Source organism: Actinoplanes italicus (assembly GCF_003001815.1).
GTDB lineage: Bacteria > Actinomycetota > Actinomycetes > Mycobacteriales > Micromonosporaceae > Actinoplanes > Actinoplanes italicus.
Genome location: NZ_PVMZ01000010.1, coordinates 77,789 through 100,903 on the forward strand (window position 1 = coordinate 77,789; position 23,115 = coordinate 100,903).

At 71.4% G+C, this 23,115-nt stretch carries 28 protein-coding genes and 1 pseudogene; 13 read left to right on the plus strand and 16 right to left on the minus strand.

Annotated elements, in window-relative coordinates:
* The first annotated feature begins 14 nt into the window (after positions 1-14).
* Complete coding sequence (locus tag CLV67_RS24290) at positions 15-554, plus strand: tetratricopeptide repeat protein (RefSeq protein ID WP_203737117.1); 540 nt, start codon at positions 15-17, stop codon at positions 552-554.
* Positions 555-576: 22 nt separating this feature from the next.
* On the opposite strand, the gene CLV67_RS24295 is transcribed toward CLV67_RS24290, so the two are convergent.
* The 6 genes from CLV67_RS24295 to CLV67_RS53525 all read right to left on the minus strand — a co-directional run bounded on the left by CLV67_RS24295 (position 577) and on the right by CLV67_RS53525 (position 3,696).
* On the minus strand, positions 577-1,305 hold the full coding sequence (locus CLV67_RS24295; protein ID WP_239166326.1) for a SprT-like domain-containing protein: 729 nt from the start codon (positions 1,303-1,305) through the stop codon (positions 577-579).
* Between the two features lie 70 nt (positions 1,306-1,375).
* Positions 1,376-1,663 (minus strand): hypothetical protein, encoded by a 288-nt coding sequence (locus tag CLV67_RS24300; RefSeq protein WP_106322188.1) that lies wholly within the window; start codon positions 1,661-1,663, stop codon positions 1,376-1,378.
* A 2-nt stretch (positions 1,664-1,665) separates the two neighbouring features.
* Positions 1,666-2,133, minus strand: coding sequence for an SRPBCC domain-containing protein (locus CLV67_RS24305; RefSeq protein WP_203737116.1), 468 nt, complete (start codon positions 2,131-2,133; stop codon positions 1,666-1,668).
* A 67-nt stretch (positions 2,134-2,200) separates the two neighbouring features.
* On the minus strand, positions 2,201-2,554 hold the full coding sequence (locus CLV67_RS24310) for an ArsR/SmtB family transcription factor (protein ID WP_203737115.1): 354 nt from the start codon (positions 2,552-2,554) through the stop codon (positions 2,201-2,203).
* Between the two features lie 7 nt (positions 2,555-2,561).
* Positions 2,562-2,915, minus strand: a complete 354-nt coding sequence (locus CLV67_RS24315; RefSeq protein WP_106322190.1) for a VOC family protein — start codon at positions 2,913-2,915, stop codon at positions 2,562-2,564.
* A 550-nt stretch (positions 2,916-3,465) separates the two neighbouring features.
* Entirely contained in the window at positions 3,466-3,696 is a 231-nt protein-coding gene (locus CLV67_RS53525) for a hypothetical protein (RefSeq protein WP_239166325.1), read from the minus strand.
* Between CLV67_RS53525 and CLV67_RS51175 the strand changes: the two genes are divergently transcribed.
* Positions 3,695-3,898 carry a hypothetical protein gene (locus CLV67_RS51175; protein WP_146169275.1) on the plus strand — a complete coding sequence of 68 codons (204 nt, stop codon included), beginning with the start codon at positions 3,695-3,697 and terminating at the stop codon, positions 3,896-3,898. The genes CLV67_RS53525 and CLV67_RS51175 overlap by 2 nt on opposite strands.
* On the opposite strand, the gene CLV67_RS24325 is transcribed toward CLV67_RS51175, so the two are convergent.
* The 6 genes and pseudogenes from CLV67_RS24325 to CLV67_RS24345 form a co-directional block, all read right to left on the minus strand.
* Positions 3,899-4,489, minus strand: a complete 591-nt coding sequence (locus CLV67_RS24325; RefSeq protein ID WP_106322192.1) for a TetR/AcrR family transcriptional regulator — start codon at positions 4,487-4,489, stop codon at positions 3,899-3,901.
* 17 nt (positions 4,490-4,506) lie between these two features.
* Positions 4,507-5,358, minus strand: a complete 852-nt coding sequence (locus CLV67_RS24330; RefSeq protein WP_106322194.1) for an oxidoreductase — start codon at positions 5,356-5,358, stop codon at positions 4,507-4,509.
* A 63-nt stretch (positions 5,359-5,421) separates the two neighbouring features.
* Entirely contained in the window at positions 5,422-6,666 is a 1,245-nt protein-coding gene (locus CLV67_RS24335) for a vanadium-dependent haloperoxidase (protein ID WP_106322196.1), read from the minus strand.
* 221 nt (positions 6,667-6,887) lie between these two features.
* Positions 6,888-7,067: a hypothetical protein gene (locus CLV67_RS53530; protein ID WP_239166324.1), complete on the minus strand. Its 180-nt coding sequence runs from the start codon at positions 7,065-7,067 to the stop codon at positions 6,888-6,890.
* Between the two features lie 274 nt (positions 7,068-7,341).
* Positions 7,342-7,614: pseudogene (locus CLV67_RS54780) on the minus strand (NADP-dependent oxidoreductase); the annotation flags it as partial.
* Between the two features lie 57 nt (positions 7,615-7,671).
* Positions 7,672-8,679 carry a hypothetical protein gene (locus tag CLV67_RS24345; RefSeq protein WP_106322200.1) on the minus strand — a complete coding sequence of 336 codons (1,008 nt, stop codon included), beginning with the start codon at positions 8,677-8,679 and terminating at the stop codon, positions 7,672-7,674.
* Positions 8,680-8,830: 151 nt separating this feature from the next.
* On the opposite strand from CLV67_RS24345, the gene CLV67_RS24350 reads away from it, so the two are divergent.
* The 5 genes from CLV67_RS24350 (at position 8,831) to CLV67_RS24370 (ending at position 13,060) form a co-directional block, all read left to right on the plus strand.
* Positions 8,831-9,847 (plus strand): ABC transporter substrate-binding protein, encoded by a 1,017-nt coding sequence (locus CLV67_RS24350; protein ID WP_106322202.1) that lies wholly within the window; start codon positions 8,831-8,833, stop codon positions 9,845-9,847.
* Positions 9,848-9,857: 10 nt separating this feature from the next.
* Positions 9,858-10,886 carry a FecCD family ABC transporter permease gene (locus tag CLV67_RS24355; RefSeq protein ID WP_106322204.1) on the plus strand — a complete coding sequence of 343 codons (1,029 nt, stop codon included), beginning with the start codon at positions 9,858-9,860 and terminating at the stop codon, positions 10,884-10,886.
* An 8-nt stretch (positions 10,887-10,894) separates the two neighbouring features.
* Positions 10,895-11,929, plus strand: coding sequence for a FecCD family ABC transporter permease (locus tag CLV67_RS24360; RefSeq protein ID WP_106322666.1), 1,035 nt, complete (start codon positions 10,895-10,897; stop codon positions 11,927-11,929).
* Entirely contained in the window at positions 11,926-12,705 is a 780-nt protein-coding gene (locus CLV67_RS24365) for an ABC transporter ATP-binding protein (RefSeq protein WP_106322206.1), read from the plus strand. The genes CLV67_RS24360 and CLV67_RS24365 overlap by 4 nt, the downstream gene beginning before the upstream one ends.
* Before the next feature lie 88 nt (positions 12,706-12,793).
* Positions 12,794-13,060: a hypothetical protein gene (locus CLV67_RS24370; protein WP_106322208.1), complete on the plus strand. Its 267-nt coding sequence runs from the start codon at positions 12,794-12,796 to the stop codon at positions 13,058-13,060.
* Positions 13,061-13,063: 3 nt separating this feature from the next.
* Here CLV67_RS24370 and CLV67_RS24375 read toward each other — a convergent pair whose 3' ends face one another.
* On the minus strand, positions 13,064-13,933 hold the full coding sequence (locus CLV67_RS24375; RefSeq protein ID WP_106322210.1) for a hypothetical protein: 870 nt from the start codon (positions 13,931-13,933) through the stop codon (positions 13,064-13,066).
* Positions 13,934-13,998: 65 nt separating this feature from the next.
* Between CLV67_RS24375 and CLV67_RS24380 the strand changes: the two genes are divergently transcribed.
* Entirely contained in the window at positions 13,999-14,751 is a 753-nt protein-coding gene (locus CLV67_RS24380; protein ID WP_106322212.1) for a helix-turn-helix domain-containing protein, read from the plus strand.
* Here the strand turns inward: CLV67_RS24380 and CLV67_RS24385 are convergent.
* Entirely contained in the window at positions 14,678-15,805 is a 1,128-nt protein-coding gene (locus tag CLV67_RS24385) for a flavin-containing monooxygenase (protein WP_106322214.1), read from the minus strand. The genes CLV67_RS24380 and CLV67_RS24385 overlap by 74 nt on opposite strands.
* A gap of 133 nt (positions 15,806-15,938) precedes the next feature.
* Here CLV67_RS24385 and CLV67_RS24390 point away from each other — a divergent pair, with 133 nt between their 5' ends.
* Complete coding sequence (locus CLV67_RS24390; protein WP_106322216.1) at positions 15,939-16,331, plus strand: hypothetical protein; 393 nt, start codon at positions 15,939-15,941, stop codon at positions 16,329-16,331.
* Positions 16,332-16,418: 87 nt separating this feature from the next.
* Entirely contained in the window at positions 16,419-17,951 is a 1,533-nt protein-coding gene (locus tag CLV67_RS52030; RefSeq protein ID WP_170153973.1) for a tetratricopeptide repeat protein, read from the plus strand.
* Here CLV67_RS52030 and CLV67_RS24405 read toward each other — a convergent pair.
* Positions 17,935-19,038, minus strand: coding sequence for an alpha/beta hydrolase family protein (locus CLV67_RS24405; protein WP_106322222.1), 1,104 nt, complete (start codon positions 19,036-19,038; stop codon positions 17,935-17,937). The genes CLV67_RS52030 and CLV67_RS24405 overlap by 17 nt on opposite strands.
* 196 nt (positions 19,039-19,234) lie before the next feature.
* On the opposite strand from CLV67_RS24405, the gene CLV67_RS24410 reads away from it, so the two are divergent.
* Complete coding sequence (locus CLV67_RS24410) at positions 19,235-20,605, plus strand: glycosyl hydrolase family 18 protein (protein ID WP_106322224.1); 1,371 nt, start codon at positions 19,235-19,237, stop codon at positions 20,603-20,605.
* A 7-nt stretch (positions 20,606-20,612) separates the two neighbouring features.
* On the opposite strand, the gene CLV67_RS24415 is transcribed toward CLV67_RS24410, so the two are convergent.
* Positions 20,613-21,266 (minus strand): response regulator, encoded by a 654-nt coding sequence (locus CLV67_RS24415; protein ID WP_106322226.1) that lies wholly within the window; start codon positions 21,264-21,266, stop codon positions 20,613-20,615.
* 145 nt (positions 21,267-21,411) lie between these two features.
* On the opposite strand from CLV67_RS24415, the gene CLV67_RS24420 reads away from it, so the two are divergent.
* On the plus strand, positions 21,412-21,939 hold the full coding sequence (locus tag CLV67_RS24420) for a hypothetical protein (protein WP_106322228.1): 528 nt from the start codon (positions 21,412-21,414) through the stop codon (positions 21,937-21,939).
* 24 nt (positions 21,940-21,963) lie between these two features.
* The gene (locus tag CLV67_RS24425; protein ID WP_106322230.1) at positions 21,964-23,109 is read left to right on the plus strand and encodes a sensor histidine kinase; all 1,146 of its coding nucleotides are present in this window, start codon (positions 21,964-21,966) and stop codon (positions 23,107-23,109) included.
* Positions 23,110-23,115: the final 6 nt, after the last annotated feature.

The window sequence follows — 23,115 nt, forward strand, 5'->3', positions numbered from 1 at the left end:
GACACGATCGACCGGTGATCGAGAGCCTTGACGAACGTCTCGCCCACGCCGTCCGGCTCCGCGAGGGCGGCGAACCGGATCGGGCGCGGGAACTGCTGCTGGCACTGCGTGCCGAGTTCCCGGCCGATCCGCTGATCGCCTACCAGACGGCGTGGGTGCACGACGTGCTCGAGCGGGAGGAGGAGGCGGTGCCGCACTACCGGGCGGCGATCGCCGGAGGGCTGCCGGACGACCAGATGCGCGACGCGCTGCTGGGGCTGGGCAGCACGCTGCGGGTCCTCGGCCGCGACGACGAGTCGGCCGAGGTCTTCGCCGACGGGCTGCGGCGCTTCCCCGGCCACCGGCCGCTGCGGGTGTTTCAGGCCATGCTGCGCTACAACATCGGTGACAGCCGCGAGGCGGTCGCCGATCTGCTCCGGGTCCTCGTCGAGTCCACCGAGGACCCGGACATCCGGCAGTACGGCCGGGCGATCAGCGCGTACGCCGAAGACCTGGATCGCGGCGGGCTCACCTCGACGCCCGCCACGTCGCCGATCGGACCGGCGAGTCCGTGAGGGCGGGACCGATCGGTCCGGGCTACGGCTCGCGGTCGGGCACGGCCATCATGAACGGGACATTGAGCAGGCCGGCGGTGGTCTGCACCTGATAGCGCGTACGGCCGCGTTTGACGACGGTGCCGACCAGCCCGTTGTACTTGCCGCCGCCACGAAGCCGGATCCGGTCACCCACGGCGAACGGGATCGGCTTCTCGGTGCTCGTGGCGACCCGGCTCGAAGTGATGCGCGCGAGTTCGGCCTGGTAGCGCGGATGCATCGGCGCCGGGACACCGCGGTGCGTCCACGAGAACAGCGCGGACCGGTCGAACCGGGGCGAGCAACGGGTGCACGACCGGACCCGTACCGGCTGACGGTGCACGGTCGTCCGGTGGCCCGCCGGGCAGATCCCCTCCCACGCGCCTTCGACGCGGGGCACGTCGGAGGGCACACATCGGGTGCCGGAGCAGCCGATCCGGAGAGCGATCGCCCGCCATGTCCGGTCGTGGCCGTGCCCCGGCCCGGCGAGAGCGTGTGCGATCTCGTGCAGCACGGTGTCGGTGACCTGCTCGGTCGAATACAACCGGACCAGCGGGCGGGACAGCCCGATCTCCTTGCGGTCCAGCCGGCAGATCCCGGCCCGGGTCTTCGCGTCGTCGAAGGTCAGGCGCCACCCGCGGAGTCCGTGCCGGGCCATCAGACCGATCGCCATCTCTCGCGCCTCGGTCAGGTCCAACTCGTCCCGCTCCTCGTCACCTGTCCATGATGACAAGGCGCTCCGACGTGCCCGCGTCCGAGCCGAACAGGTCGAAGTCCTTTCCGTCGGCCTGAACCAGGCGATCTCACGCGACCTGCGGAAACACCTCCATCAAGTGCTCCTGGCGTTCCCATTGGCCGAACGGCACGTCGGCGATCGCCGCCCCGAGCGCCGCCATGCCCGACCGCATGGCCTCCATCGACGACCAGACCGAGATCGCGATGAGCCGGCCACCGGCAGAGTCCTCGAACCCGCCGATCTCCTCCAGCCCGGCGACACCCTCCGACGCCGCACGCAGCCGCCCCATCGCGGCGACGATGTCGTCCCGGTGCTCCGCTTTCGGATAGTGCACCACCTGCGCGAGAACCCGCATGTTCAGCTTCCTTCCACGGTCCCTGCTTCGACCTGTCGAGTGAAAATATCCAGAATGCGCTTCCAGCCGGCCTCGTAGCCGCCGGACAGCGAGGTGGCCGCCGCGACCTGCTCGGCGGTGAGCCGCTCCCAGCCACGGTGCTCCAGAGCGACCCGGGTCAACGCCGGCGACAGCGCCGTGAACGTCAGCTCGACCTCGGTGACCTCGGGCAGGCTCGTCCAGGTCATCGCGAAGCGCTCCGTCGGCTGCCAGAGGATGACCTCGCCCCAGTCGACCTGGCGCCCGTCGGTCCAGGTCTCGTAGATCCGCCCGCCGAGCTCCCGCTCGATCGTGACGGTGGTGACCTTCTCCAGCCCGAGCGAGTGCGACCGGGTGGGCCACCAGGCGCCGATGTCCCGGACGAACACCTCGAAGGTGTGCTCACGGTCGCTGCGGACCAGCGTCGACTGACGGATCGGCGGTCGTTTCATCGGATGTACGTTGTCGGACACGCCCCTCATTCTGCGGCGCTGGATCCCCGGCCCTCAGCCTTGGTCCTCAGGCGACGTCCGACTCCAGGCCGGGTTCGCCGGCCGCGCGGTCGGCCTCGACCAGGCGACGCCCCACGTCGAGGGCGTCGCTCCACATCTCGTCGAGGAACCGCCGGAGCCCGGCGAGCCCCTCCGGCCGCGCCCGATAGAGCCGCCGGGTGCCGGCCCGACGCTCGTTCACCAGGCCGGCCTCCCGCAACACGGTCAGATGCTGGCTGATCGCGGTCCGAGTCACGTCGAACGCCGCAGCGATCTCCCCGGCCGCCAGCTCATCAGTGGCGACCAGGCGCAGAATCGCCCGCCGGCGCGGCTCCGCCAACGCCCGGAAGGCGTCATCGGTCGCGGACTCGTCCTCGATCATCAGCCGTTCACCCCCACAGACCCACCGGGTTGCCGTCCGGATCGGCGAACACCGCGAACCGACCGTAGTCGCCCGGCAGCGGCGACGGTTCCACCAGGGTGGCGCCGCCGAGCCTCACGGCCTCCGCGAGCGTCTTCTCCAGGTCGTCCACCTGCACGTAGATCTTGACGCCCGCCTCACCCGGCCCCTCGGCGGCCCCGATGCCCCCGCCGATCGCACCCTCCCCGGCGTTGGTGTCCACCAGCGCGTAGCCACCCTCCTGTTCCGCGGGAGCCGACCACCCGAACAGCTCGGTGTAGAAGCCCCGAGCCCGCTCGGCATCGGCACTGATGATCTCGAAAAACGCAACCGGACGGCCCACGACCGTCTCCTTCCCTGGTTCCTCCCCGACCCTTCCGGCCGGCATCGCTAACGTTAGCTTTCGCTAACGTTAGCGTCAACTGACAGATCAAAAGCCGCCTCTGCTGTACGTCTGAAGTCGCGCCGCCGGCCACGCGGAGCCCGTGCGCCCGCACACATGGCTCCGGCAGCGTGTGCGCGAGCCGCCGCCCGGCGGTTCCCGACGGCGTCGTCGTCCCGGCGGCCGTCCGGGTCGAGCCGCCTCACGCGCGGTTCGTCAGCTTCGCGCCGACCAGCCACTCCACCCGCGTGGTGATGTGTGGTGCGCGGGTGGGCGTAGGTGACCACGCTGTTGGGGGCGTGGGTGTGCGTGGTGATGTGTGGTGCGCGGGTGGGCGTAGGTGACCACGTTGCCGGGGGCGTGGGTGTGCGTGGTGATGTGTGGTGCGCGGGTGGGCGTAGGTCACCACGTTGGCCGGGTGACGGGCCGCGAAGGGAGCAGGGGGTGGCCAGCGGGGGAGGGTTGGCGGGCGGGGAGCGGTTCGGGTTGAAGGCGGCCGGATCGAAACTGATCAGCGCGACCAGCAGGGCGAGCGCCGCAGCCAGGGCCGGGGTGGCGTAGCCGATGTGGCCCCGGCAGCCTCGACGACCCAGCCGCCGATCGAGGCGCCGGCCATCAGGCCCAGGATCACGCCGGCCGCGGCGTGCTCGCCGAGCCATGGCCCGGCCACGGCAATGGCGGCCAGCCTGGCCGCGGAGACGGCGCCGGCCAGGGCGTACGACTCACGCAGTGTCGCCACCATGATGGCCACGCTGACGCCGAACACGGAGATCGCGAGCCGGGCGGGCGGCGAGGGCGAGGGCGAGGGCGAGGGCGAGGGCGAGGGTGAGGGCGACGGCACCGGGAGCCGCGAAGAGCCGGCGACAGGACTGGAACACGCGAGGATCGCGTTCGGAGCTGACGAAACGGTCAAACGGCTTCCAGCGGAGCGGTATTCATCGTGATTAGTGATGAATACCGAGGAGTGGCCGCAGGATGTCGTCGACGATGTGGATCACCCACGCCTCGTCGAGAGGTTCGCCGGAGAGCAGCAGCCGGTGCCAGAGCAGCGCCTTGCCGACCTCGACGACGGCGCCGACGTTCGGTGCGGCCGTGAGGTCGCCGCGGGCGACGGCCCGCTGGAAGACGGCGGTCGCGTCGGTGACGCCGGACTCCAGCACGTGCTCGTGCAGGACGCGGCCCAGGGACGGATCGCTGCGGATGGCGGCGAGCAGGCTCAGCACGATCGGCTGCTTGCGCTCGTAGACGCGGCAGAACGCGTTCATCGCGCCGATCAGGTCACCACGCAGCGTACCCGTGTCGGGCAGCGGCGGGTGGTCGATCATCATGCCGTGGAGGGCCGCGGCCACCATGTCGGGCTTGCCGGACCAGCGGCGGTAGATGGTGGCCTTGCTGGCCCGGGCCCGGCGGGCGACCTCGTCGATCGACATGCGGTCGTACCCGACCTCGGTCAGCAGCTCACGGATCGCCTCGAGGATGGCCTGCTCCCGGGCCGGGTCCAGGCGGTACTGAGTGGTGGCCGGCGACTGCGGCATCCGGCCCCCCGAAGATGTCACTGAGCGTTGGTCAACGTACCGTATCGCACCCCGGTCAGCTCCTCGGAGATCGACCACAGGCGCCGGGCGGCGGCCTCGTCGCGGCCGCGTCCGGAGACCTGGATCAGGGTGGGCCGGCCCCGGCGCTCACCGGGGCCGTCCGGCCCGTACGCCTGCCCGGTCCTGACCTCCGGTCCCGACGCCGCCCGGAGGATGGGCAGCGCACCCGCCTCGGCGGACTGCGCCGAAAGGCGCACCAACCTGATGATCACGTCACGCATCGCGCTGCCGGTGCGGGCCAGATCGGTGTGCGCGACGCCGGGGTGGGCCAGGACGCTGGTCAGGCCGGTACGCCGTGCGAGTTCCAGCGCGAACAGGACATTCGCCAGCTTGGACTGGGAGTAGGCGCCGAACTGCCGGTACCGCCGCTCACCCATCAGGTCGTCGAAGTCGATGCGGCCACGCCGGTGCAGGCCGCTCGTGACGGTGACGACCCGTGGCGCCGCGGCCGCCCGCAGGGCCGGCATCAGCAGCCCGGTCAGCGCGAAGTGGCCGAGGTGGTTGACGCCGAACTGACGCTCGAACCCGTCGGTGGTCAGCTCGCGCCGGGGGACGGCCATCACTCCGGCGTTGTTGATCAGGAGGTCGAGTCGTCCGTACGACTCGAGGAATCTCTGTGCGAAGCGCCGCACCGAGGCGAGGTCGCCGAGGTCGAGTTCCCACCAGGTGCCGCCGGTGCGGGCCGCCGCGGCGAGGCCGCGCTCCCGGCCGCGCGCCGCGATGATCACCTGTTTTCCGTCTTCGGCCAGCTGGAGCGCGGTGTGGTAACCGATGCCGCCGGTCGCCCCGGTGACGATGGCGATGTCCATGGCGTTCCTCCCTCTCACGATGGTGTACGAAACGGTACCGTACACCACCGCGAAGGGGACAGGTCAGTGCCGGCGCGGCAGCAGACTGGTGGCCAGCACCTCCAGGCCGACACCGTCGCCGATGGCCAGGCCGGTGCGGTTGCTGAAGTCGAAGTGCAGACCGCCGTACACCCGTGACCGTCCCACTTCGGCGGCCGCCGCGGAGAAGCTCGGATAGGTGCGTGCCGTCCCGCCCGGCGCCGAGTCGGTCGCGTGGGTGAAGGCGATCCGGTCGGTGCGGAAGAATCCGGCCAGCACCGTGGCGCCCGCGCCGCTGTACGAGCTGTGCCCCGACACGTACTCCGGTGAGCTGCCGACGCTGCCGGCCCGCGCCGACCAGGCCGGGTCCGCGACCGTCGCCGGGTTGCCGTCGGTGTCCGCCTCGCGGATCGCGGTTGTCGGCCGCCAGTGCCGGTAGGCGTACTTGGTCGACACGGTCACCACGCTGGTGTCGGCCAGCGCCATGGTGATCAGCGCGCCGAGCCGGGCCTCGTCGGCGAGCCGCAGGTGCCGGGCCTCGGCGACGGTCAGGGCTATCCGCAGCCACTCGCCGGGCGGCTGGCCCGAACCGGCCGGCAGCGACCAGAACTGGTAGGTGGCCAGCAGGTCGGGCCGCGGCACCGCGGCATCGCCCAGGTCGGCCACCTCGGCGAACGCGGTGGTGTAGGCGGCGCTGTCCAGGGCCGGCGGGCCCGCCGGGACTCGCGGGGCGGCGATGGCGAAGGGCCGCACGTTACGGTACTGAACCCCGGACCAGGCGGTCCGGAAGACTCCCGGTCCGGTTCCGGCGGGCTGGGACTCCACGGGCGAAGATCCATCGGCGGTACGGGCATCGAACACCGCGGTGCCCACATGGGCGCCCCACGCGGCGCCACTGTCCACGCCGTGGTGCAGCAGGGTCAGGCCGGCGGCGAGTTCGGCGTCGTAACCGGCGGAGCGTGCGGCATCGGCCCGGACCAGCACGGCGTGCGCGGCGGCCACCGCGGCGGCCTGCGGGTTCGCGTGCCGGGGGCCGCGCTCGGCCACCAGCGCGGGCTCCCTCGTACCGGAGATCCCGTTGACCGCGTCGTAGATCGCCACGTTGACCATGGCGTACAGGCGGGCCGCGTCGGCGTCGGTCGCCCTGGTCAGCCGGACCGCGTCGAGAGCGAGTCCGTTCCAGGAGGCGACCGCGCCGATGTCGGGCTCCGCCGGGTTCGCCCGTGCGGGCGCGACGGCACCGGCGCCGGCCAGCGCCGACAGGACGACGACGAGTAGTTTGCGCATCATCGATCACCTCCGGGTGGCCCGTCCGGGCCTCACGGCCGAGCCTGCCCCAGCCGGGATCCGAGAGCGTCGATGTGTAAGCGAAGCGACTCCACGAGGGAGATGCCGGGTGGCGCCGGTCCGGCCGGACCCGGCCGTCCGCGACCCCGCAGCCGGCGCCGCCTCCGCCGAGCGCCTGTCCAGCGACGCGGACCGGGCGGTCCGCCAGGGCGTCTCCCTCGTGGCTAGTGGGCGGACACCAGCACGGCGCCCAGGTACCGTCCGGTGAGGACATCGTGCAACGCCCGCGGCGCCCGGCCGATACCGTCCACGATGACGTGCGGGAACTCGACCGGCGCGGAGCGTTGCCAGGCCGCCCACTCGGCGCGGATCCTCTCGTCGCCGTGCGCGCTGTATCCGGTCATCGTGATCTGCTTGAGGATCAGCTGATAGGTGTCGATCCCGGACGGCGCCGAGGAGCCGGGCGATCCGGCCGGCGATCGAGCCCACCGCGCCGGCGCCACCGGTCACGAGCACCGTGTCGCCGGGACGGACCGGCGCCGCCCGGGTGAGTGCTCCGTAGGCGGTGACGCCCTGGGACAGGTGGACCGCCGGGTCCGGCAGATCCGTGCCGAGCGGGCGGCAGTCCGCGGCGGCCACCAGCGCGTATTCACGCCAGCCGAGCATGTGCTGCACGAACTCTCCGGGCTTGAGGTCACCGTCCGGTGCGGACACCACCTCGCCGATCGCGGGCCCGAACAGGGTGTCACCGGGACCGAGACCCGGGAACGGGGCTCCGGTGACACCGGCCAGCAGAGTTCGCAAGGCCGCGAACACTGTGAACCAGCGGTTGCGGACCAGCACCTGCCCGGGGCCGGGATCCGGGACCGGTGTCTCGGTGACGGTCAGGTCGGTGGGCCGGGGCAGACCCGCCGGGACCGCGGCCACTCGCACCTCACGTGACAGGGGCATCCGTACTCCCTCGATGGGCTCGTCAAAGGTGCCCGACGGTAAACCCTTCCCCGCACGTCAGGGGCAAGCCTCGGGGGCGATCAGAGAGGCAGGGGAGATCAACGGCCGCAGCAGGGCCGGGTCGGCGTAGGCCGGTGGGCGGCGGGCCACCCCGGCGAGCAGGTCGGCGACCTGAATGCGAGGGTCGTCGCGGGAGTCGGCCATCACGAGGCCGGCCAGCGGGGACACCTCGCCGGGCAGCGCGGCGCGACCGGCGGCCAGGGCTCGCTGCAGGCGGATCAGGCGGTCGGTGGTGAGGGCGCTCTGCTCGTCGTGCGTGACGAGCACCCGCCGGTGGCCGGCGCTCCAGGTCAGGACGGTCTCGGCGAGGGCGGGCAGCATCGGTTCCAGTGGTGGCGGCAACGAGCGGTCGTCGGCGTCCAATCTGGTCAGCAGCGTGTGCACCCGGTGGCGTGTCACCGCGTCGAGAACGCCGGCGGCCGGTGTGCCGGGCAGGCGGCGGGCCAGTGCGTCACGGGCCTGGAGGAACCGCTCGGCCCGCTCGGCGGCCGGGCGGGGCCGTTTGGTGCGGACCAGGTCCTCGAAGGCGGCGAGGAAGGCGTTCCACTCCTCGGCGAGGACGGCGGAGGCCCGGCCCTGCTGGTGGAGGGCGACGGCGGCCGGGCGCCGGATCTCGGCCAGGCGGGTGCCGGCGAGGTAGGACGGTTTGCCGGCCAGCAGATCGACGACCCGGGTGACCAGGAAGAACTCCTTGTCGACCAGGTGTACGTGAGCGCGGCCGGGCAGCGCCGTAAGGAACCGGTCGACGGCGTCGCGGGCGTCCGGGCGGCGCAGGAACTGGCCGGACTTGGTCTCGTGCGGGGACAGCCGGAGCCCGTCGCGCAGCACGGCGATCAGCCCGGCGGCCTCGTCGGTGGTCAGGTCGACGCTCGCGTGGGTGATCATCGGCGTGGCCGATCGGTGCAGGTTGGTGCCGGAGAACCCGGACTCGTCGCAGGCGATCTCCACGACGGCTCCGGTGAGCGTGCCCGGTGGCGGCATACCGCCCTGCAACGGCGACCTCATGCGTGATGCCCCGACATGCCGGCCATCGTGGTCCGGATCCGGCCCTGACGGCAATCCATTTGCGCCGGTGGGGAGGGGTGGCCGATAGCCAGGAGCTCGATTATATGGTTAGCCTTACCTAATTTGATGGTCATCAGGGAACGGAATACATATGCGTGCATGGCGTACGGCCCTCGCTGCCTCGATAGTGAGTTTCGCGCTGGTCGCGTGCGGTTCCGGGGAGAGCCCCAGTGGCTCGTCCGGTGCCAGTGGGGCGCCCGCGGGTCCGTGGACCTTCACCGACGGCTCGGGTGAGGTCGTCAAGACCGACAAGGTCCCGACCCGCATCATCGCCCACGCCGGTGAGGCCGCGGCGCTGATCTCGTTCGGCATCAAGCCTGTCGGCGTCTACGCCGACGAGCCGGTGAAGACCGACCCCAACCTCAAGAACCTCGACCTCACCGGCATCGAGATCCTCGGCGAGGAGTGGGGCAAGATCGATGTGGAGAAGGCGGCCTCGCTACGGCCCGACCTGATCGTCGCCGACTGGTGGCCGGCCGAGAAGGCGCACAGCGGCCTCGAGGAGGGCGTCGACGAGAAGAGCAAGAAGCTCGCCGAGCTCGCCCCGGTCGTCGGCGCCACCCAGGGCAAGTCGATCCTGGAGCTGGCCAACGGTTACGAGGCGCTCGCCAAGAGCCTCGGCGCCAAGGTGGACGACCCCGCGATCGCGGCGAACAAGAAGCGCTTCGAGGAGTCGGTCACGGCGTTCAAGGCGGCCGTCGCCACCAAGCCCGGCCTCACCGTGCTGGCGATGAGCCCGGCCGACGACAAGGTCTACGTCGCCAACCCGGAGTACGCGCCCGAGCTGCTCGACCTGCAGAGCTTCGGCCTCAAGGTGATCAACCCGGACGCCCCCGACAAGGGCTTCCCGTACTGGGAGAACCTCAGCTGGGAGAACGCCGACAAGTACCAGCCCGACCTGATCCTCTGGGACGGCCGCAGCTTCACCCCGACCGCGAACGCCGACTGGGGCAAGAAGCAGCCGACCTGGTTCAAGATCAAAGCGGCCCAGGCGGGAGCGGCGATCGCGTGGCCGGCGTACTGGATGCACACCTACGGCGACTTCGCCACGGAGCTCGACAAGCTCAGTACGGCCGTCAAGGCGGCCGACGAGAACATCGGCGCGTAGTCCGTACCCGATGAAGGTTTTGATCTCGACCCCACGGCGAGCCCCGGCTCTCGCGCCCGGTCTCGCCGTGCTGGGTGTGGTGCTGGCCGTCGTGGCGTTCCTGAGCGTCACCCAGGGCTCGCGCGACATCGGGCTCGGCGAGGTGCTCGGCGCTCTCGGCAGCTGGACCGACGACGGCACGACCAACACGACCGTCACCCTTGAGCTGCGCGTTCCCCGTACGCTGCTGGGGATCCTGGTCGGTGCCGCCCTCGGCGTCGCCGGCGCCATCCTGCAGGGGGTGACCCGCAACCCGCTGGCCGACGCCGGCATCATGGGCATCAACTCCGGCGCCGCGGTCTTCGTGGTCTTCGCCATCACCGTCCTCGGCCTGCGCGGCGTCGGCGTGTACGTGTGGTTCGCGTTCGCCGGGGCCATCGCCGCCCTGATCCTGGTCTACGCGGTCGCCTCACTGGGCCGCGAGGGCGCCACCCCGGTCAAGCTGGCACTGGCCGGCGCCGCCGTCACCGCCGGGCTCGGCTCGCTGACCACCGGCATCGTGATGACCAACGTGGACGCCCTCAACGAGCTGCGGTTCTGGCAGGTCGGCTCACTGGCCGGGCGGTACGCGCCGATCCTCACCGGTGTCGCCCCGTTCCTGATCGCCGGGCTGATCGCGTCGCTCGCCTTCGGCCGCGTCCTCAACGGACTGGCCCTCGGCGAGGACATCGCCCGCGGCCTCGGCCAGCGCGTCGGCCTCACCCGGGTGGCCGCGTTCGGCGTCGTCGCGGTCCTGGCCGGGGCGGCCACCGCGGCGTGCGGGCCGATCGTCTTCATCGGCCTGGTCGTGCCGCACATGGCCCGGTTCCTGTGCGGCCCCGACTACCGGTGGATCCTGCCGTACTCGATGCTGCTCGCCCCGATCGTGCTGCTGCTCGCCGATGTGATCGGCCGCGTCGTCGTGCCGCCCGACGAACTGCAGGTCGGCGTGGTCCTCGGGCTGCTCGGGGCGCCGGTGTTCATCGGGATCGTCCGCTACGGCCGGATGTCGGAGGCGTGACCATGACCATGACCGCGACCCCCGCCGTGCTCCGCGCCAACCGCCGCCGTCGTGGCCTGCGCGCCTGGAGCGTGATCGCCGGACTGACTGCCCTCGTCGCCGGCCTGTTCGTGTTCACCATGATGATCGGCAGCATGCGGCTGACCGCCGAGGAGGTCGTCACCTCGGTCCTCCGGCTGCGCACGGACCCGAGCGTCGACTTCGTCGTGCGCGGCCTGCGTCTGCCCACGGCGCTCTCGGCACTGACCGTCGGACTCGCCCTCGGCGCCGCCGGAACCATCTTCCAGCAGCTGCTGCGCAACCCGCTCGCGTCACCGGACTTCGTCGGCATCACCTCCGGCGCGGGCCTCGCCGCGGTCGCCGGGATCGTGCTGTTCCAGGTCAGCGGCCTGTTCGTCAGCGGGCTCGCGCTCGGCGGCGCACTGCTGGCCGCCCTGCTGATGTACGTGCTCGCCTGGCGCGACGGGGTGAGCGGCTACCGCTTCATCCTGATCGGCATCGGCCTGGTGGTGTTCTTCGAGGGACTCATCGGCTATCTGCTCACCCGCGCCCAGCTGTTCGAGGCGCGGCAGGCCATGCACTGGCTCACCGGGTCGGTCGGGCAGGCCAGCGAGAACGAGCTGAAGCTGCTGGCCGGCGCGCTCGTGGTGCTGCTGCCACTGGCCGTGCTGCTGCAGCGGCAGCTGCGGGCGCTGGAACTCGGTGACGACGCCGCCCGGGCGCTCGGTACGCGTACCGAGGCGAGCCGTGCCGCCCTCCTCGCGGTCGCCGTCACCCTGACCGCCCTGGCCGTCGCCGTCGCCGGCCCGATCGTGTTCATCGCCCTGATCGCCGGCCCGGTCGCCGACCGGCTGCTCGGCCCGGCCGCGGGCGGCATCGGCGCGGCCGCCCTCACCGGCGCGTCGCTGCTGCTCACCGCCGACCTCGTCGCCGTCCACCTGATGCCCACCCCGCTGCCCACCGGCGTGGTGACCGGCGCGGTCGGCGCCCCGTACCTGCTGTGGCTGCTGGCCACCACGAACCGCAAGGGAGCCGGCGGATGACCCGACTGCGCGCCGAGAACCTGACCCTCGGATACGACCGGCGGGCCGTCGTCAACGACCTCGACGTGACCGTCCTGGACGGGAAGGTCACCGCGATCGTCGGCGCCAACGCCTGCGGCAAGTCGACACTGCTGCGCGGCCTCGCCCGGCTGCTTCCACCGCGTTCCGGCGCCGTCTACCTCGACGACCGGTCCGTCACCGAGCTGAGCACCCTGGACGTCGCCAAGGTGCTCGGGCTGCTGCCACAGAGCCCGGTCGCTCCGGACGGCATCACCGTGGCCGACCTGGTCTCCCGCGGCCGCTATCCGCACCAGGGCTGGTTCCGCCGCTGGACCGAGGGCGACCACGACGCCGTCACCCGCGCGCTGGACGCCACCGGCACCGCCGACCTGATCGACCGGCCGATCCGTCAGCTCTCCGGCGGCCAGCGGCAGCGGGTCTGGGTGGCCATGGCCCTCGCGCAGGAGACCGACCTGCTCCTGCTCGACGAGCCGACCACCTTCCTGGACATCGCCCACCAGGTCGACCTGCTGCGGCTGCTGCGCAGACTCAACGCCGAGTCGGGCAAGACGGTCGTCGTGGTGCTGCACGACCTCAACCTGGCGTGCCGGTTCTGTGACCACGTCATCGCCATGGCCGACGGCAGCATCGTCGCCGAGGGGCCGCCGTCCGAGGTGGTCACCGCCGAACTGGTCGAGAAGGTGTTCGGCCTGTCCTGCGTCGTCGTCCCCGACCCGGTGGCCGGCACCCCGATGGTCGTGCCGGCCGAGGACTGAGGAGTCCATCCGGCGATCAGTGGGTACTACCGGAGAGTAGGCCTAGTCTGGGGAGACGTGGACTTCCCCCGGCAGCGGAGGTGACCCGGTGGCAACCGGTGACAAGCAGCGTGAGTTCGACCAGATCGTGGACCGGCTGGTCGCGGACTTCCCGTCGCTGGCGGGGCCCCGGCGATGGCCGCGCCCCGTCCTGCTCGCGGCGGCGATCGTGGGCGGCGTCGTCTGGGGTCTGCTGTCGGTGGCGATGGTGGCCTGGGGCACGGCCGGCGTGGTGCTGACCCTCGTCGTGGTCGCTCTCACCATCGCCGGCCTCGTCGCCGACTCCTACCGGTGGCGACGGCGAGGCCGGCTTTAGCGGCTACTTCTCCAGGGCGAGGCGGCCGTACGAGGTGAGCGTGCGCAGAGCCTGCAGAGTGACCATGCCGCGCCACTCCAGACGCGAGGACTCGCTCGGCGGCTCCCAGGTGACCGGCCAGCCGCCGTCCGCGAGCTGCGCGGCCTCCAGCTGATCCAGGTGCGCCTCGATCTGGGCGTCGTCGAACAGCGCCCGCCACGGGGAGTCGGCCGTCGGCGCCACGTGCAGCGGGGTCAGGCCGTACTCGCCGGGTTTGGGCATGTCCTGGAACATCGACGTGGCGGTCATCTGTTCCAGGACGCGCGCGGCGTGCGTGGTGGCCCGTTCCCGGTCCGGGACGTGGGCGAGGAAGTTCATCACCTCGGACAGCCCGTGCACCTCGTCGGGGAGGCTCCCGGACTCGACGGCGTCCCAGCAGAAGCGGGTCGCGGCAGCCCGCCACGGGTGGTCGAAGCCGAGCCGGTACAGCAGCCCGGTCAGGCCCGCGGTCGGGTTGACGCCAGGCTGATAGGTCCAGTCGGTCCAGTGCTCGGCCCTCGGATACTCCTCGATCACCGGGAACGCGAGCGGCACGGCGCCGTTGCCCGCGGCGACGCCGGCCAGGAAGTCGCAGGCAGGTCCCAGCAGGTCGGGCGCGTCGGCGCCGGCGTCGGCGAGGGCTCCGAACGCGACCTCCACATCGATCGGGAGGCTGGCCGGGCAGCGTTTGTCCGGCTCCAGACCGTGGCCGAAACCGCCGTCGGCGTTGCGGTAGGCGCGCAGCGCGTTCACCACTCCGTCCGGGGACTCGCCCAGGAAGAGGGAGGCGTGCAGGCGGCGCTCCAGCGGACGTGCCTCACGCTGCAGGAATCGGGTGGCGGCCAGAAATGTCATACCCCGAACGTAGGCTGGCCGCCCGACGGATGTCTTGTAGAAAACGGACGCGAGAGGCGGGTGTCATGACCTACCGGGAGTGGGCGCCACCGGCTTCGCTGGCCGGCTCGGTCGTCTGCCTGTGGAGCCGCACGGAGTCCGAGACCTCCACACCGGCGCTGGTCCTGCCGGACGGCTGCGTCGATCTGATCTGGGAGAGCGGCCGGGGGGCGTTCGTCGCCGGCCCCGACACCGGCCCGATGCCGGGCACGACAGAGGCGGAGAAAACCCTTCTCGGTGTACGCCTCCGTCCGGCCGCCGGCGGACCGGTCCTCGGCCTGCCCCTGGACGAGTTGTGCAACCGGCGCGTCGACCTGTCCGAGCTGCGCCCCGCCTCGGCGCGCCGGCTCGACGGCGCGCTGCCACGCGCTTCGGCGCGCCGGCTCGACGGTGACCTGCCACCGGCCGAGGCGCTGCGGCGGCTGCTCGCGGTCATCGGTGAGCTGGTCGAGGAGCGACCACCCGACCCGGCGCTGGTCGAGGCGGTGCGCCTGCTGCACGACCCGCGGGTGCGTGTTCATGAGTTGAGCGCCCGGCTCGACATCGGCGACCGGCAGTTGCGGCGCCGCTTCACGGCCGCGGTCGGCTACGGGCCGAAGACGCTGCACCGGGTGCTGCGCTTCCGCCGCTTCCTCACGTTGCTCGCGTCACCCGGCGGGCTCGCCGAGCTCGCCGTGCGGGCCGGTTACGTCGACCAGGCGCACCTCAGCCGGGAGACGGCCCAGCTGGCCGGGCTGCCACCGGCCGCCCTGGCCCGGCGCTGGGGCCGAGCAGTCTGACCAGAGCGGTCACCGCTTCCCGGCCCGCCCGGTTCGCGCCGACGGTCGACTGGGAGGGTCCGAAACCGATCAGGTGCACCCGCGGTTCGCCGGCCACCTGGGTACCGGTCAGGCGGATGCCGCCCTGCTCGTTGCGCAGCCCCAGCGGATCGAGGTGGCGTAGCGACGCCTTGAAACCGGTGGCCCACACGATCGCGTCGACGGAGGTGAACGACCCGTCCGCCTCGCGTACTCCGTATGGTTCGATCGCCGTGAACATCGGCCGCCGCCGCAGGGCGCCGCGCTCGCGGGCGGCGAGCGCGTACGGCGTCCAGACCAGTCCGGTGTAGGAGACGACACTGCCGGTCGGGCGGCCCGCCTCGACGTCCGCGGTCACCTTCGCGATGGTTTCCCGGCCGATCACCTCCGGCGTGAATTCCCCGTCGTGGAAGACCGGTTCGCGCCGGGTGTACCAGACCGTCGCCGCCACCCGCGAGATCTCCTCCAGCAGCTGCAACGCCGAGATCCCGCCACCGACGACGGCGACCCGCATCCCGGCGAACCGCTGCGCCGACACGTACTCGCGGGTGTGCACCTGGATCCCGGCGAACGTCTCCTGCCCGGGATAGTGCGGGCGCACCGGGTTGTCCCACGTGCCGGTGGCGTTGATGACCGCCTCGGTCCTCCACGGCCCCCGGTCCGACTCGACGATCAGAGCGCCGCCGTCCGCGCGCCGCACCGCGTTCACCCGGGCCGGGCGCAGGATCGGCAGGCCGGACGCCTCCTCGAACGACGCGAAGTAGCGTGGCACGGCCGTCCGGCTCGGCTCGGCCGGGTCGAGTGGCGGTTTCGGGAACCCCGGCAGGTCGAAGATCCCGTTCACGGTCTCCATCCGCAGCGACTCCCAGCGTTCCCGCCACGCCCCGCCGGCCGCCGGAGAGGAGTCGAGGATCACGAAGGTCCGCGCGCCGCCCGGGTCGGTGCGGGCGTCGCTGAAACCGTGCCTTTTCAGATGGTAACCGGCGGAGAGTCCGGACTGGCCGCCGCCTATTACCACCACCGTCGCCGCGTTCACGGGCAACGCAACGGACGTGGCCGTTCAGGTATTTCCGCCCGGCCGTCACGGGCACCGCGGCACCGACCCGCCCGCGCGTCCCGGCGGGCGCTGCCAGCATGGATGACGACTACCAGAACGGGGGGATCAGAAAATGCTTCGCGAACTCACCGCCCTCGGGGCCGCGTCCGGACTTCTGCTCGCCGGGGCGGCTCCGGCCGCGGCCGCGACCGGGTTCGGCTGCGACCATCCGAGGGTCTGTTTCTACCTGAAGGCCAAGGACTGGGGCGACCGGAAGCCGACAGCCTCCTATCGGGCGTTCACCGACGAGTTCCAGATACTCGGTCCACGAAGCCGCGGCGCCTACGCGATCTACAACTCCCGTGCCGACGACGCGGCCCTGCTGCTGTTCTCGGACGGGACACAGGAGTGCGTGGAGCCGGACGGGACCTGGTTCCACGATCAGTTCGGCCCCAGGTACAAGGTCGTCGGCGTGCAGATCATCGACGAGTCGGACTGCGCGGTGGTGCTGGGCACCGAACACTGAGGAGGCTCACCGCACCTCACGACGAGTGAGACTTGTCAATCGGGTCCGGGCTGGTGCTCGGCGCCTGGTGCGGGCAGCATGTTCGCCGTGCCTGAGTCTCCCGCCTTCTCCCAAGCCCGCCGGCGTGCCGAAGCCCTCACCGAGTCGGGAAACCTGGACGGGGCCCGGGCCCTGCTGGAACGCGCTGTGGAGATCGGCCGCACACAGCTGGACCAGGGCGACGCCGAACTCCTGGCCACGATGCGGCAGCTCGCCGACGTCCAGACGCGAGCCGACGACCCGATGGCGGCGCGGCGCACCCTCGAGGAGGCCCTCGAAGCGGGAATCCGCCTGGGCGACGCCGATCCGCTGATGCTCATGATCGCGTACGACCTGGGCCTGGTGGCCGAGGAACTCGCCAACCGTCACGTGGCCCGCGCCAACTTCACCCGCGTGGCGCAGCTCGGCCCGGCCGTCCTCGGCCCTGACCACCCGGCCGTGGTCCACGCCCGCACCTACCTGGGCCCCGAGGTCGTGGCGTCCTCCCCGGCCCCGGTTCCTGCCGCGGGCCCGCCGCTGGTCGTGGCTCCCGCGGCCGCTCCGGATCCGGGTCCGGTCCCGGCTCCGCCTTCGGAGCCCGCTGCGGCTCAGGGGCCGGCGCCGGCTCCGGTGCCTGCGCCCGCCCCCGTGCCCGTCTCGGTTCCCGCCTCGGTTCCCGTGCCGGCTCTGGTCCCCGGGTCGCGGTCCCGGAAGTCCCTCGTGCTGGCCGGTGTCGCCGTCGTCGCGGCGACCGTCGCGGTGACGGCGATCTTCGTGCGCACCGGTGACGAGGCCGCATCGTCCGTCCAGGCCGCACCGGCCACGGTGACGCTGCACGACGCCGGTACCTCGGTCATGGTCCTGTGGGGCGGTCCCGCCAACGGTTCGGTGTCCGCGTTCACGATCACCGGCGGCCCGGCCGGCACGGCGCCCCAACCACTGGGGGAGGCCCCCGCGAACGTCACGGCCTTCGAGGTCGCGAACCTCGATCCAGCGGTGGACTACTGCTTCGCGGTGGTGGCCTCGTATGGTGCGGACGGTGCCGCGACCTCCCCGCAGGCATGCACCACCCGCGAACCCGCAGTCTCCGCGGCTCCTCCGGCACAGTCCCCGTCGGTCGCGCCGTCAGCCAGGGCGACTGCCGGGGCCACCCCGAAGACGCCCGCATCGACTCCGGCCAGGACGGCGGCCACGACGAAGGCCGTCACCGTGAAGACCAGGATCAGCTCTCCGGCCGCCAACAGCAGAGTCTCCTGGCCGTTCGACGCGGCGTTCGCCGTCTCCGCCGCCGACGTCTCGGCCACCGGCACCGTGCTGGCGTTGTCGATCTGCGTGGCGGGCCACTGCTACCTGGACGGCAAGGTGGACATCTACGACGGGGTGGCCGCCCCGTACACCGTCTATCTCGGCTCCACGAAGCCGGAGGGCACCGGGGTGGTGTGGCAGCTGCGTCTCGACCGCATCACCAGGGCCACTTACGACAGGCTGGTCGCCGAACGTGACGCCGCGATCGCCGCCGGGACGTGGGGCAATGTGAGCACCCGCATGAACGCCCTGAACCCCACCCCGGTGAGCACCCTGAAGGTCACCAAGTCGTCATGATCCGCCGCTGGAAGCCGATCTCCGGGTAGCGCGGTGACGGGCGGTCCAGGAGGCGGCCGGAGCGGTGGCGGAGGTGCCGGTCGAAGAACGCGCGGACGTACACCCTCTGGATCGCGACCGAGCGCTCACCGTCGATGGTGCCGACAGCGGGTTCCACCTGGCCGGGTGGCAGGCCGAGTTGCGGCAGGAGCACCTGGAAGTCGCTGAAGGACAGGTGTGCCGACCCTTGGAGTTCGACCCAGTACCGGCTGCCTCGCAGGTTGTCCCACATCCGGGTCCAGGTCTCGTCCTGTTCGCCGTCGTGCGGCTCGGATCCCACCAGCATGAACGGCCGGTCGAGGCCCGCCTCGATGACAGGGCCGATGAAACTGCCGTCCAGGTTGAGCCCGGCCTTCACCCGGCGGTCGTCGCGCATCGTCCCGGCCGCGGCGGCGCCGCCCATCGAGTGGCCGAACATTCCGACACGCGAGAAGTCCATGGTGCGGGCCAGGGGCATGCTCCGCAGCCGGTCCAGGATGAAACGGGTGTCGGTCACCCGTACATCGAGGACTTTCTCGAGAAGGCGCTCCTCCTCGGCGGGCGTCGCGGGCGGGGGGATCGCATTGGTCGCGATCCGGCCGTCGGGGAACTCGACGAGGCCGGCGTCGTGCGTGTGATCGATGGTGACGACCACGTAGCCGTGACTGGCGAGATCCTCGACCAGCGCGGTGCCGCTCGTGCGCTCCACGCCGAAGCCGGGTGAGTAGAGGATCACGGGGTGCCGCCCGGCGGCGGGCGGCGCGTCGACGTGACCGTGGGTGACCGGCAGAGCGAAGCCGCTGTCCGGTGGATTGATCCGGGCCGCGACGCCGGGCGTGACCCAGGCGGCCCGCTCGTGGCCGTGGACGGAGCGGGCCGGATACCAGATCGACACCATCAGCTCCCGGAATCGCTCGCCGGCGACCCAGGGATCGGGCCGGGACCGGTCGACCAGGTGTGCCGTGACGACGCCGACCTTCGCCGTGCCGGTGGGCGGCGGCAGGGACAACCGGGTGACCGGCGCGACCGGCGTCGCGGCCAGGACGGTCGCCAGCAGGAGTTTCATCATGCTTCGAGTCTTCGGTGCGCCCGCGGTCCGATGTAGTCGCGGCTGTCATCGAAGCAATGTGTGTTCTTCACATCCGGGCCATGCGCTATGTAACACGTCATTTTGTTGCGGAACCGGCCGATCATATTGACGACTGTTTGTAAACCTTCTTAACATTTGGCCGCCCCCATATCGGACACGAAGGGTCCTGATCCCCATGGCCATCAAGAGAAACACCAGGTGGGCGGCGGTAGCGGCAGCGCTCACCGTCGCCGCCGCGGGAACCGCGATCGCCCTCACGAGCAGCGGGACCGCCCAGGCCGCTGTGCTGCCGAACGGCTTCAAGAGCGTCGGCTACATGCCCTCCTGGGCCGGCAGCGTCACGAGCGTCCAGTACACCAAGCTCACCCACATCAACTACTCGTTCGCCCTGCCCAACGCCAACGGCACGCTGCAGCCGATCGAGAACACCGCCAAGCTCCAGCAGCTTGTCACGCTCGGTCACCAGAACAACGTCAAGGTCTCGATCGCCATCGGCGGCTGGAACGACGGCAACGACTCGGCCTTCGAGAGCCTGGCGGCCAACGCCGGCACCCGCACGACGTTCGTCAACACCGTGATGGGCGTCGTCCGGCAGTACAACCTCGACGGCGTCGACATGGACTGGGAATACCCCGACCCCGGTACGTCCGGCAACAACTACACGGCCCTGATGGGGCAGCTCAGCACGGCCCTGCACAACGAGGGCAAGCTGCTCACGGCGGCGGTCGTCAGCGAGGGCGGCACCGCCAACGGCGTCCAGCCGGCCGTGTTCGGCTACGTCGACTGGCTCAACATCATGGCGTACGACGGAGGCAGCCCCCACGCGAACTACGACTGGTCGATCAACGCGGCCAACTTCTGGAAGAACCGTGGACTGCCCAAGGCCAAGACGGTGCTCGGTGTGCCGTTCTACAGCCGGCCCGGGTACCTGACGTACGCCCAGCTGGTCGCTCAGGACCCGGCCAACGCCAACCGTGACTGCACCCCGTCCGGCGAGTGCTACAACGGCCTGCCGACCGTCCGCCGCAAGACCCAGTGGGCGATGGCCAACGCGGGCGGCATCATGAACTGGGAGCTCTCGCAGGACGCGACCGGAGCGAACTCCCTGGTCAGCGCCATCTACGACACCGTCATGGGTGGTGGCCCGACCAACCCGCCGACCGGCCGGACCGGACGGATCACCGGCATCGGCGGCAAGTGCGTCGACATCGCCGGGGCGAGCAGCGCCAACGGCACCGCCGTGCAGCTCTACGACTGCAACGGCACCGGCGCGCAGACGTGGACGGTCGGCACCGACAGCACGGTCCGGGCGCTCGGCAAGTGCCTGGACGTCAACGCCGCCGGCACCGCGAACGGGTCGCTCGTGCAGATCTACGACTGCAACGGCACCGGCGCCCAGCAGTGGCAGTCCCAGTCCAACGGCACCCTGCGCAACCCGGCCAGCGGCCGCTGCCTGGACGCGCAGAACAACAGCTCCGCCAACGGCACCCGCCTGCAGATCTGGGACTGCTTCGCCGGGACGAACCAGCGGTGGACCCTGCCGTAGGGATTGATCAGCGGGCGACGAAGCCCGTCCGGTAGGCGATGACGACTGCCTGGACCCGATCGCGGACGTTCAGTTTGGCGAGGATCCGTGCCACGTGGGTCTTCACCGTCGTCTCGGCGACCACCAGTTCGGCGGCTATCTCCGCGTTGGACAGGCCGCCGGCGATCAGCCGGAGCACGTCGCGCTCACGTTCGGTGAGCGCGGCGAGCTCGGCCGGGGGGCCGGCGGCCGGCGGCGGCGCGGCGAAACGCTCCACCAGGCGGCGGGTGATCGACGGCTCGATCAGGGAGTCCCCGGTGGCGGCCGCGCGGACCGCGGCGATCAGGCGGCTCGACGGCGCGTCCTTGAGCAGGAAACCGGCCGCCCCGGCGTGCAGCGCGCGATAGACGTACTCCTGGTGATCGAAGGTCGTCAGCACCACGATCGTCGGCGGGTCCTCCTGCCGCAGGATCCGCTCGGTGGCGGCCAGGCCGTCCAGCTCCGGCATCCGTATGTCCATGAGGATCACGTCCGGCCTGGTCAGCTGCGCCTGCCGGATCGCCTCCGCACCCGTGTCGGCCTCGGCGACGACCTCGATATCGTCCTCCGCCTCGAGGATGACCCGGAATCCGGTGCGCACAAGCGTCTGGTCATCGGCGATGAGCACCCGGATCGTCGGCACACCAGGATTCTCCCGTGCCCGATGTCGTCGCCGGGTCCTCCCTGAGGACGACACCGGCCGCCGAAATCGTCATCCGGGCCGACGAGGGCTACCCCCGCCGATCCCTAGCGTCAGCGGTATCAAACCTCTGACCAGGAGAAGAGCGATGAAGATCCTCCAGGGTGTACGGCCGACCGACTACCTGCTGGCGGCCCTGTTCTCGGCCGCCGGCGTGGTCCTGATGTCCCTCAACCTCACCAACGGCGACGACCCGACCCTGATCCACCCCGTCTCCACCTCCTCGTGGCTGATCGTTCCGGCGTTCCTGCTGGTCACCGTGCCGATTCTGTGGCGGAGGGGCAACGTCACCGCGGTCGTCGCGGCAACGGCGGCCGCGGTGGCGTTGCATGTGCTGGCGTTCGGCTGGGTGACCCGGTGCGGTGTGGTGATCCCGCTGGCGGCGGCGCTCGCCTACGCGGTCGCCCGGTTCGCGAACGGGACACGGGAACACGTGCTCGGCCTGGCCGGGATCGTGGTCACCGAGGTGATCATGTTGTGGCGGGACTCGTCCGCCGGACTGGCCGACGCTCTGCCATTCGCGATTGCACCGGTCGTGGTCTTCTACGCGCTCGGTTGGCTGGTGAAGAATCAGCTCAACCGTAGGCAGCCTGCTGACCAGCGCGCGACCGTGTGATCGCCGGTGGGAGGGAGCGGGAACATGGGTGAGGTCCTCCGCGGTGTCAAGCCCGGCGACTGGCTGCTCGCGGGGGCCCTCACCGCCCTCGGTGTGACGCTCATGATCTTCAACGTCGTCACGCCGGACGCCTACGTCGCCGGTGAGATCGCCGCGGGCGCCATGGCCCACACGGTCGACAGCCACTCGCCGTGGATGGTTCCGGTCTTCGCGGCCGCCACCGCCGCGGTGCTGTGGTGGCGGCGCGGGGCGCTGGCGGCGGCGCTCGTGTCCCTCGGCATCCTCGTGGTTCACGTCCTGGTGTTCGGCTGGGTGACGCGATGCGGGGTCGGCCTGCCGCTCGCGTTCACCTACGCGTTTCTCGGGGCGCTCCGCTTCGGACGTACCAAAGCATGGATTTGCCTGGGGGTTGCCGTCGCCATCACGGCCGTCGTGCTGATCGAGGACTCGTCGGCCGGCCCTTCGGCGCTCCCGCTCGCCTCACCGGTCGTGCTGATCGTCTTCGGGGTGGGCCGCGCCGCGCGGCATCGGGCCCGGCTCAACGAGCAGCTCAGAGCACGTGACGAGGAGCTTCGGCGGTTGCGCGACGACCGGGCCGCGCTGATGGTCGCCGACGACCGCGCGCGGCTGTCGCGGCAGCTCGACGGGCTGCTGCAGGACCGGTTGGACGAGCTCACCAGGGCCGCGGAGTCGGCCGACGGGCTCGCCCCGGCGCAGGCCCGGGCGCTGCTGGAGGCGATCGAGTCCGGGTCGCGCCAGACGATGGACGACATGCGGGAGATCGTCGGCCTGCTGCGCGGCGGCGAGGTGGCCCTCGCCCCGGCGCCGACCGTCGCACATCTGGACGCGCTGCTGGCCCGGCGTTCCTCGCGGTCGTCACTGACGGTGAGCGGAGATCCGCGGACTCTGCCGGCCACGGTGGAGCTCTCGGCGTACCGGATCGTGGAATACCTGGTCAAGGCCCTCGACGAGCAGCCCATCCAGGTGGACGTGCGGTTCGGTGACGACGCCCTGGAGATCCGGGTCCAGGGCTCGGCGGTACGCGGGTCCGAGGCCCGTGCGGCGGTCGCCCGGGTACGGGAGCGGGTGAAACTGCACGCCGGATCGGTCGAGGTCAAACTCACCCGCGGGTCGGCGCGGGTGGTCGCGCAGCTGCCCGTGCTGGGGTGAGCCGCG

What these genes read in the sequence shown, in the direction of transcription:
- CLV67_RS24360 (WP_106322666.1), top strand. Translation starts at nt 10,895, where the DNA reads ATGACCGCGACCCCCGCCGTGCTCCGCGCCAACCGCCGCCGTCGTGGC.
- CLV67_RS24310 (WP_203737115.1), bottom strand. Translation starts at nt 2,554, where the DNA reads ATGATCGAGGACGAGTCCGCGACCGATGACGCCTTCCGGGCGTTGGCG.
- CLV67_RS24305 (WP_203737116.1), bottom strand. Translation starts at nt 2,133, where the DNA reads ATGAAACGACCGCCGATCCGTCAGTCGACGCTGGTCCGCAGCGACCGT.
- CLV67_RS24390 (WP_106322216.1), top strand. Translation starts at nt 15,939, where the DNA reads ATGCTTCGCGAACTCACCGCCCTCGGGGCCGCGTCCGGACTTCTGCTC.
- CLV67_RS24425 (WP_106322230.1), top strand. Translation starts at nt 21,964, where the DNA reads ATGGGTGAGGTCCTCCGCGGTGTCAAGCCCGGCGACTGGCTGCTCGCG.
- CLV67_RS24355 (WP_106322204.1), top strand. Translation starts at nt 9,858, where the DNA reads ATGAAGGTTTTGATCTCGACCCCACGGCGAGCCCCGGCTCTCGCGCCC.
- CLV67_RS24325 (WP_106322192.1), bottom strand. Translation starts at nt 4,489, where the DNA reads ATGCCGCAGTCGCCGGCCACCACTCAGTACCGCCTGGACCCGGCCCGG.
- CLV67_RS24300 (WP_106322188.1), bottom strand. Translation starts at nt 1,663, where the DNA reads ATGCGGGTTCTCGCGCAGGTGGTGCACTATCCGAAAGCGGAGCACCGG.
- CLV67_RS51175 (WP_146169275.1), top strand. Translation starts at nt 3,695, where the DNA reads ATGATGGCCACGCTGACGCCGAACACGGAGATCGCGAGCCGGGCGGGC.
- CLV67_RS24330 (WP_106322194.1), bottom strand. Translation starts at nt 5,358, where the DNA reads ATGGACATCGCCATCGTCACCGGGGCGACCGGCGGCATCGGTTACCAC.
- CLV67_RS24350 (WP_106322202.1), top strand. Translation starts at nt 8,831, where the DNA reads ATGCGTGCATGGCGTACGGCCCTCGCTGCCTCGATAGTGAGTTTCGCG.
- CLV67_RS24420 (WP_106322228.1), top strand. Translation starts at nt 21,412, where the DNA reads ATGAAGATCCTCCAGGGTGTACGGCCGACCGACTACCTGCTGGCGGCC.
- CLV67_RS24380 (WP_106322212.1), top strand. Translation starts at nt 13,999, where the DNA reads ATGACCTACCGGGAGTGGGCGCCACCGGCTTCGCTGGCCGGCTCGGTC.
- CLV67_RS24375 (WP_106322210.1), bottom strand. Translation starts at nt 13,933, where the DNA reads ATGACATTTCTGGCCGCCACCCGATTCCTGCAGCGTGAGGCACGTCCG.
- CLV67_RS53530 (WP_239166324.1), bottom strand. Translation starts at nt 7,067, where the DNA reads ATGACCGGATACAGCGCGCACGGCGACGAGAGGATCCGCGCCGAGTGG.
- CLV67_RS24365 (WP_106322206.1), top strand. Translation starts at nt 11,926, where the DNA reads ATGACCCGACTGCGCGCCGAGAACCTGACCCTCGGATACGACCGGCGG.
- CLV67_RS24405 (WP_106322222.1), bottom strand. Translation starts at nt 19,038, where the DNA reads ATGATGAAACTCCTGCTGGCGACCGTCCTGGCCGCGACGCCGGTCGCG.
- CLV67_RS24410 (WP_106322224.1), top strand. Translation starts at nt 19,235, where the DNA reads ATGGCCATCAAGAGAAACACCAGGTGGGCGGCGGTAGCGGCAGCGCTC.
- CLV67_RS24345 (WP_106322200.1), bottom strand. Translation starts at nt 8,679, where the DNA reads ATGAGGTCGCCGTTGCAGGGCGGTATGCCGCCACCGGGCACGCTCACC.
- CLV67_RS53525 (WP_239166325.1), bottom strand. Translation starts at nt 3,696, where the DNA reads ATGGTGGCGACACTGCGTGAGTCGTACGCCCTGGCCGGCGCCGTCTCC.
- CLV67_RS24335 (WP_106322196.1), bottom strand. Translation starts at nt 6,666, where the DNA reads ATGATGCGCAAACTACTCGTCGTCGTCCTGTCGGCGCTGGCCGGCGCC.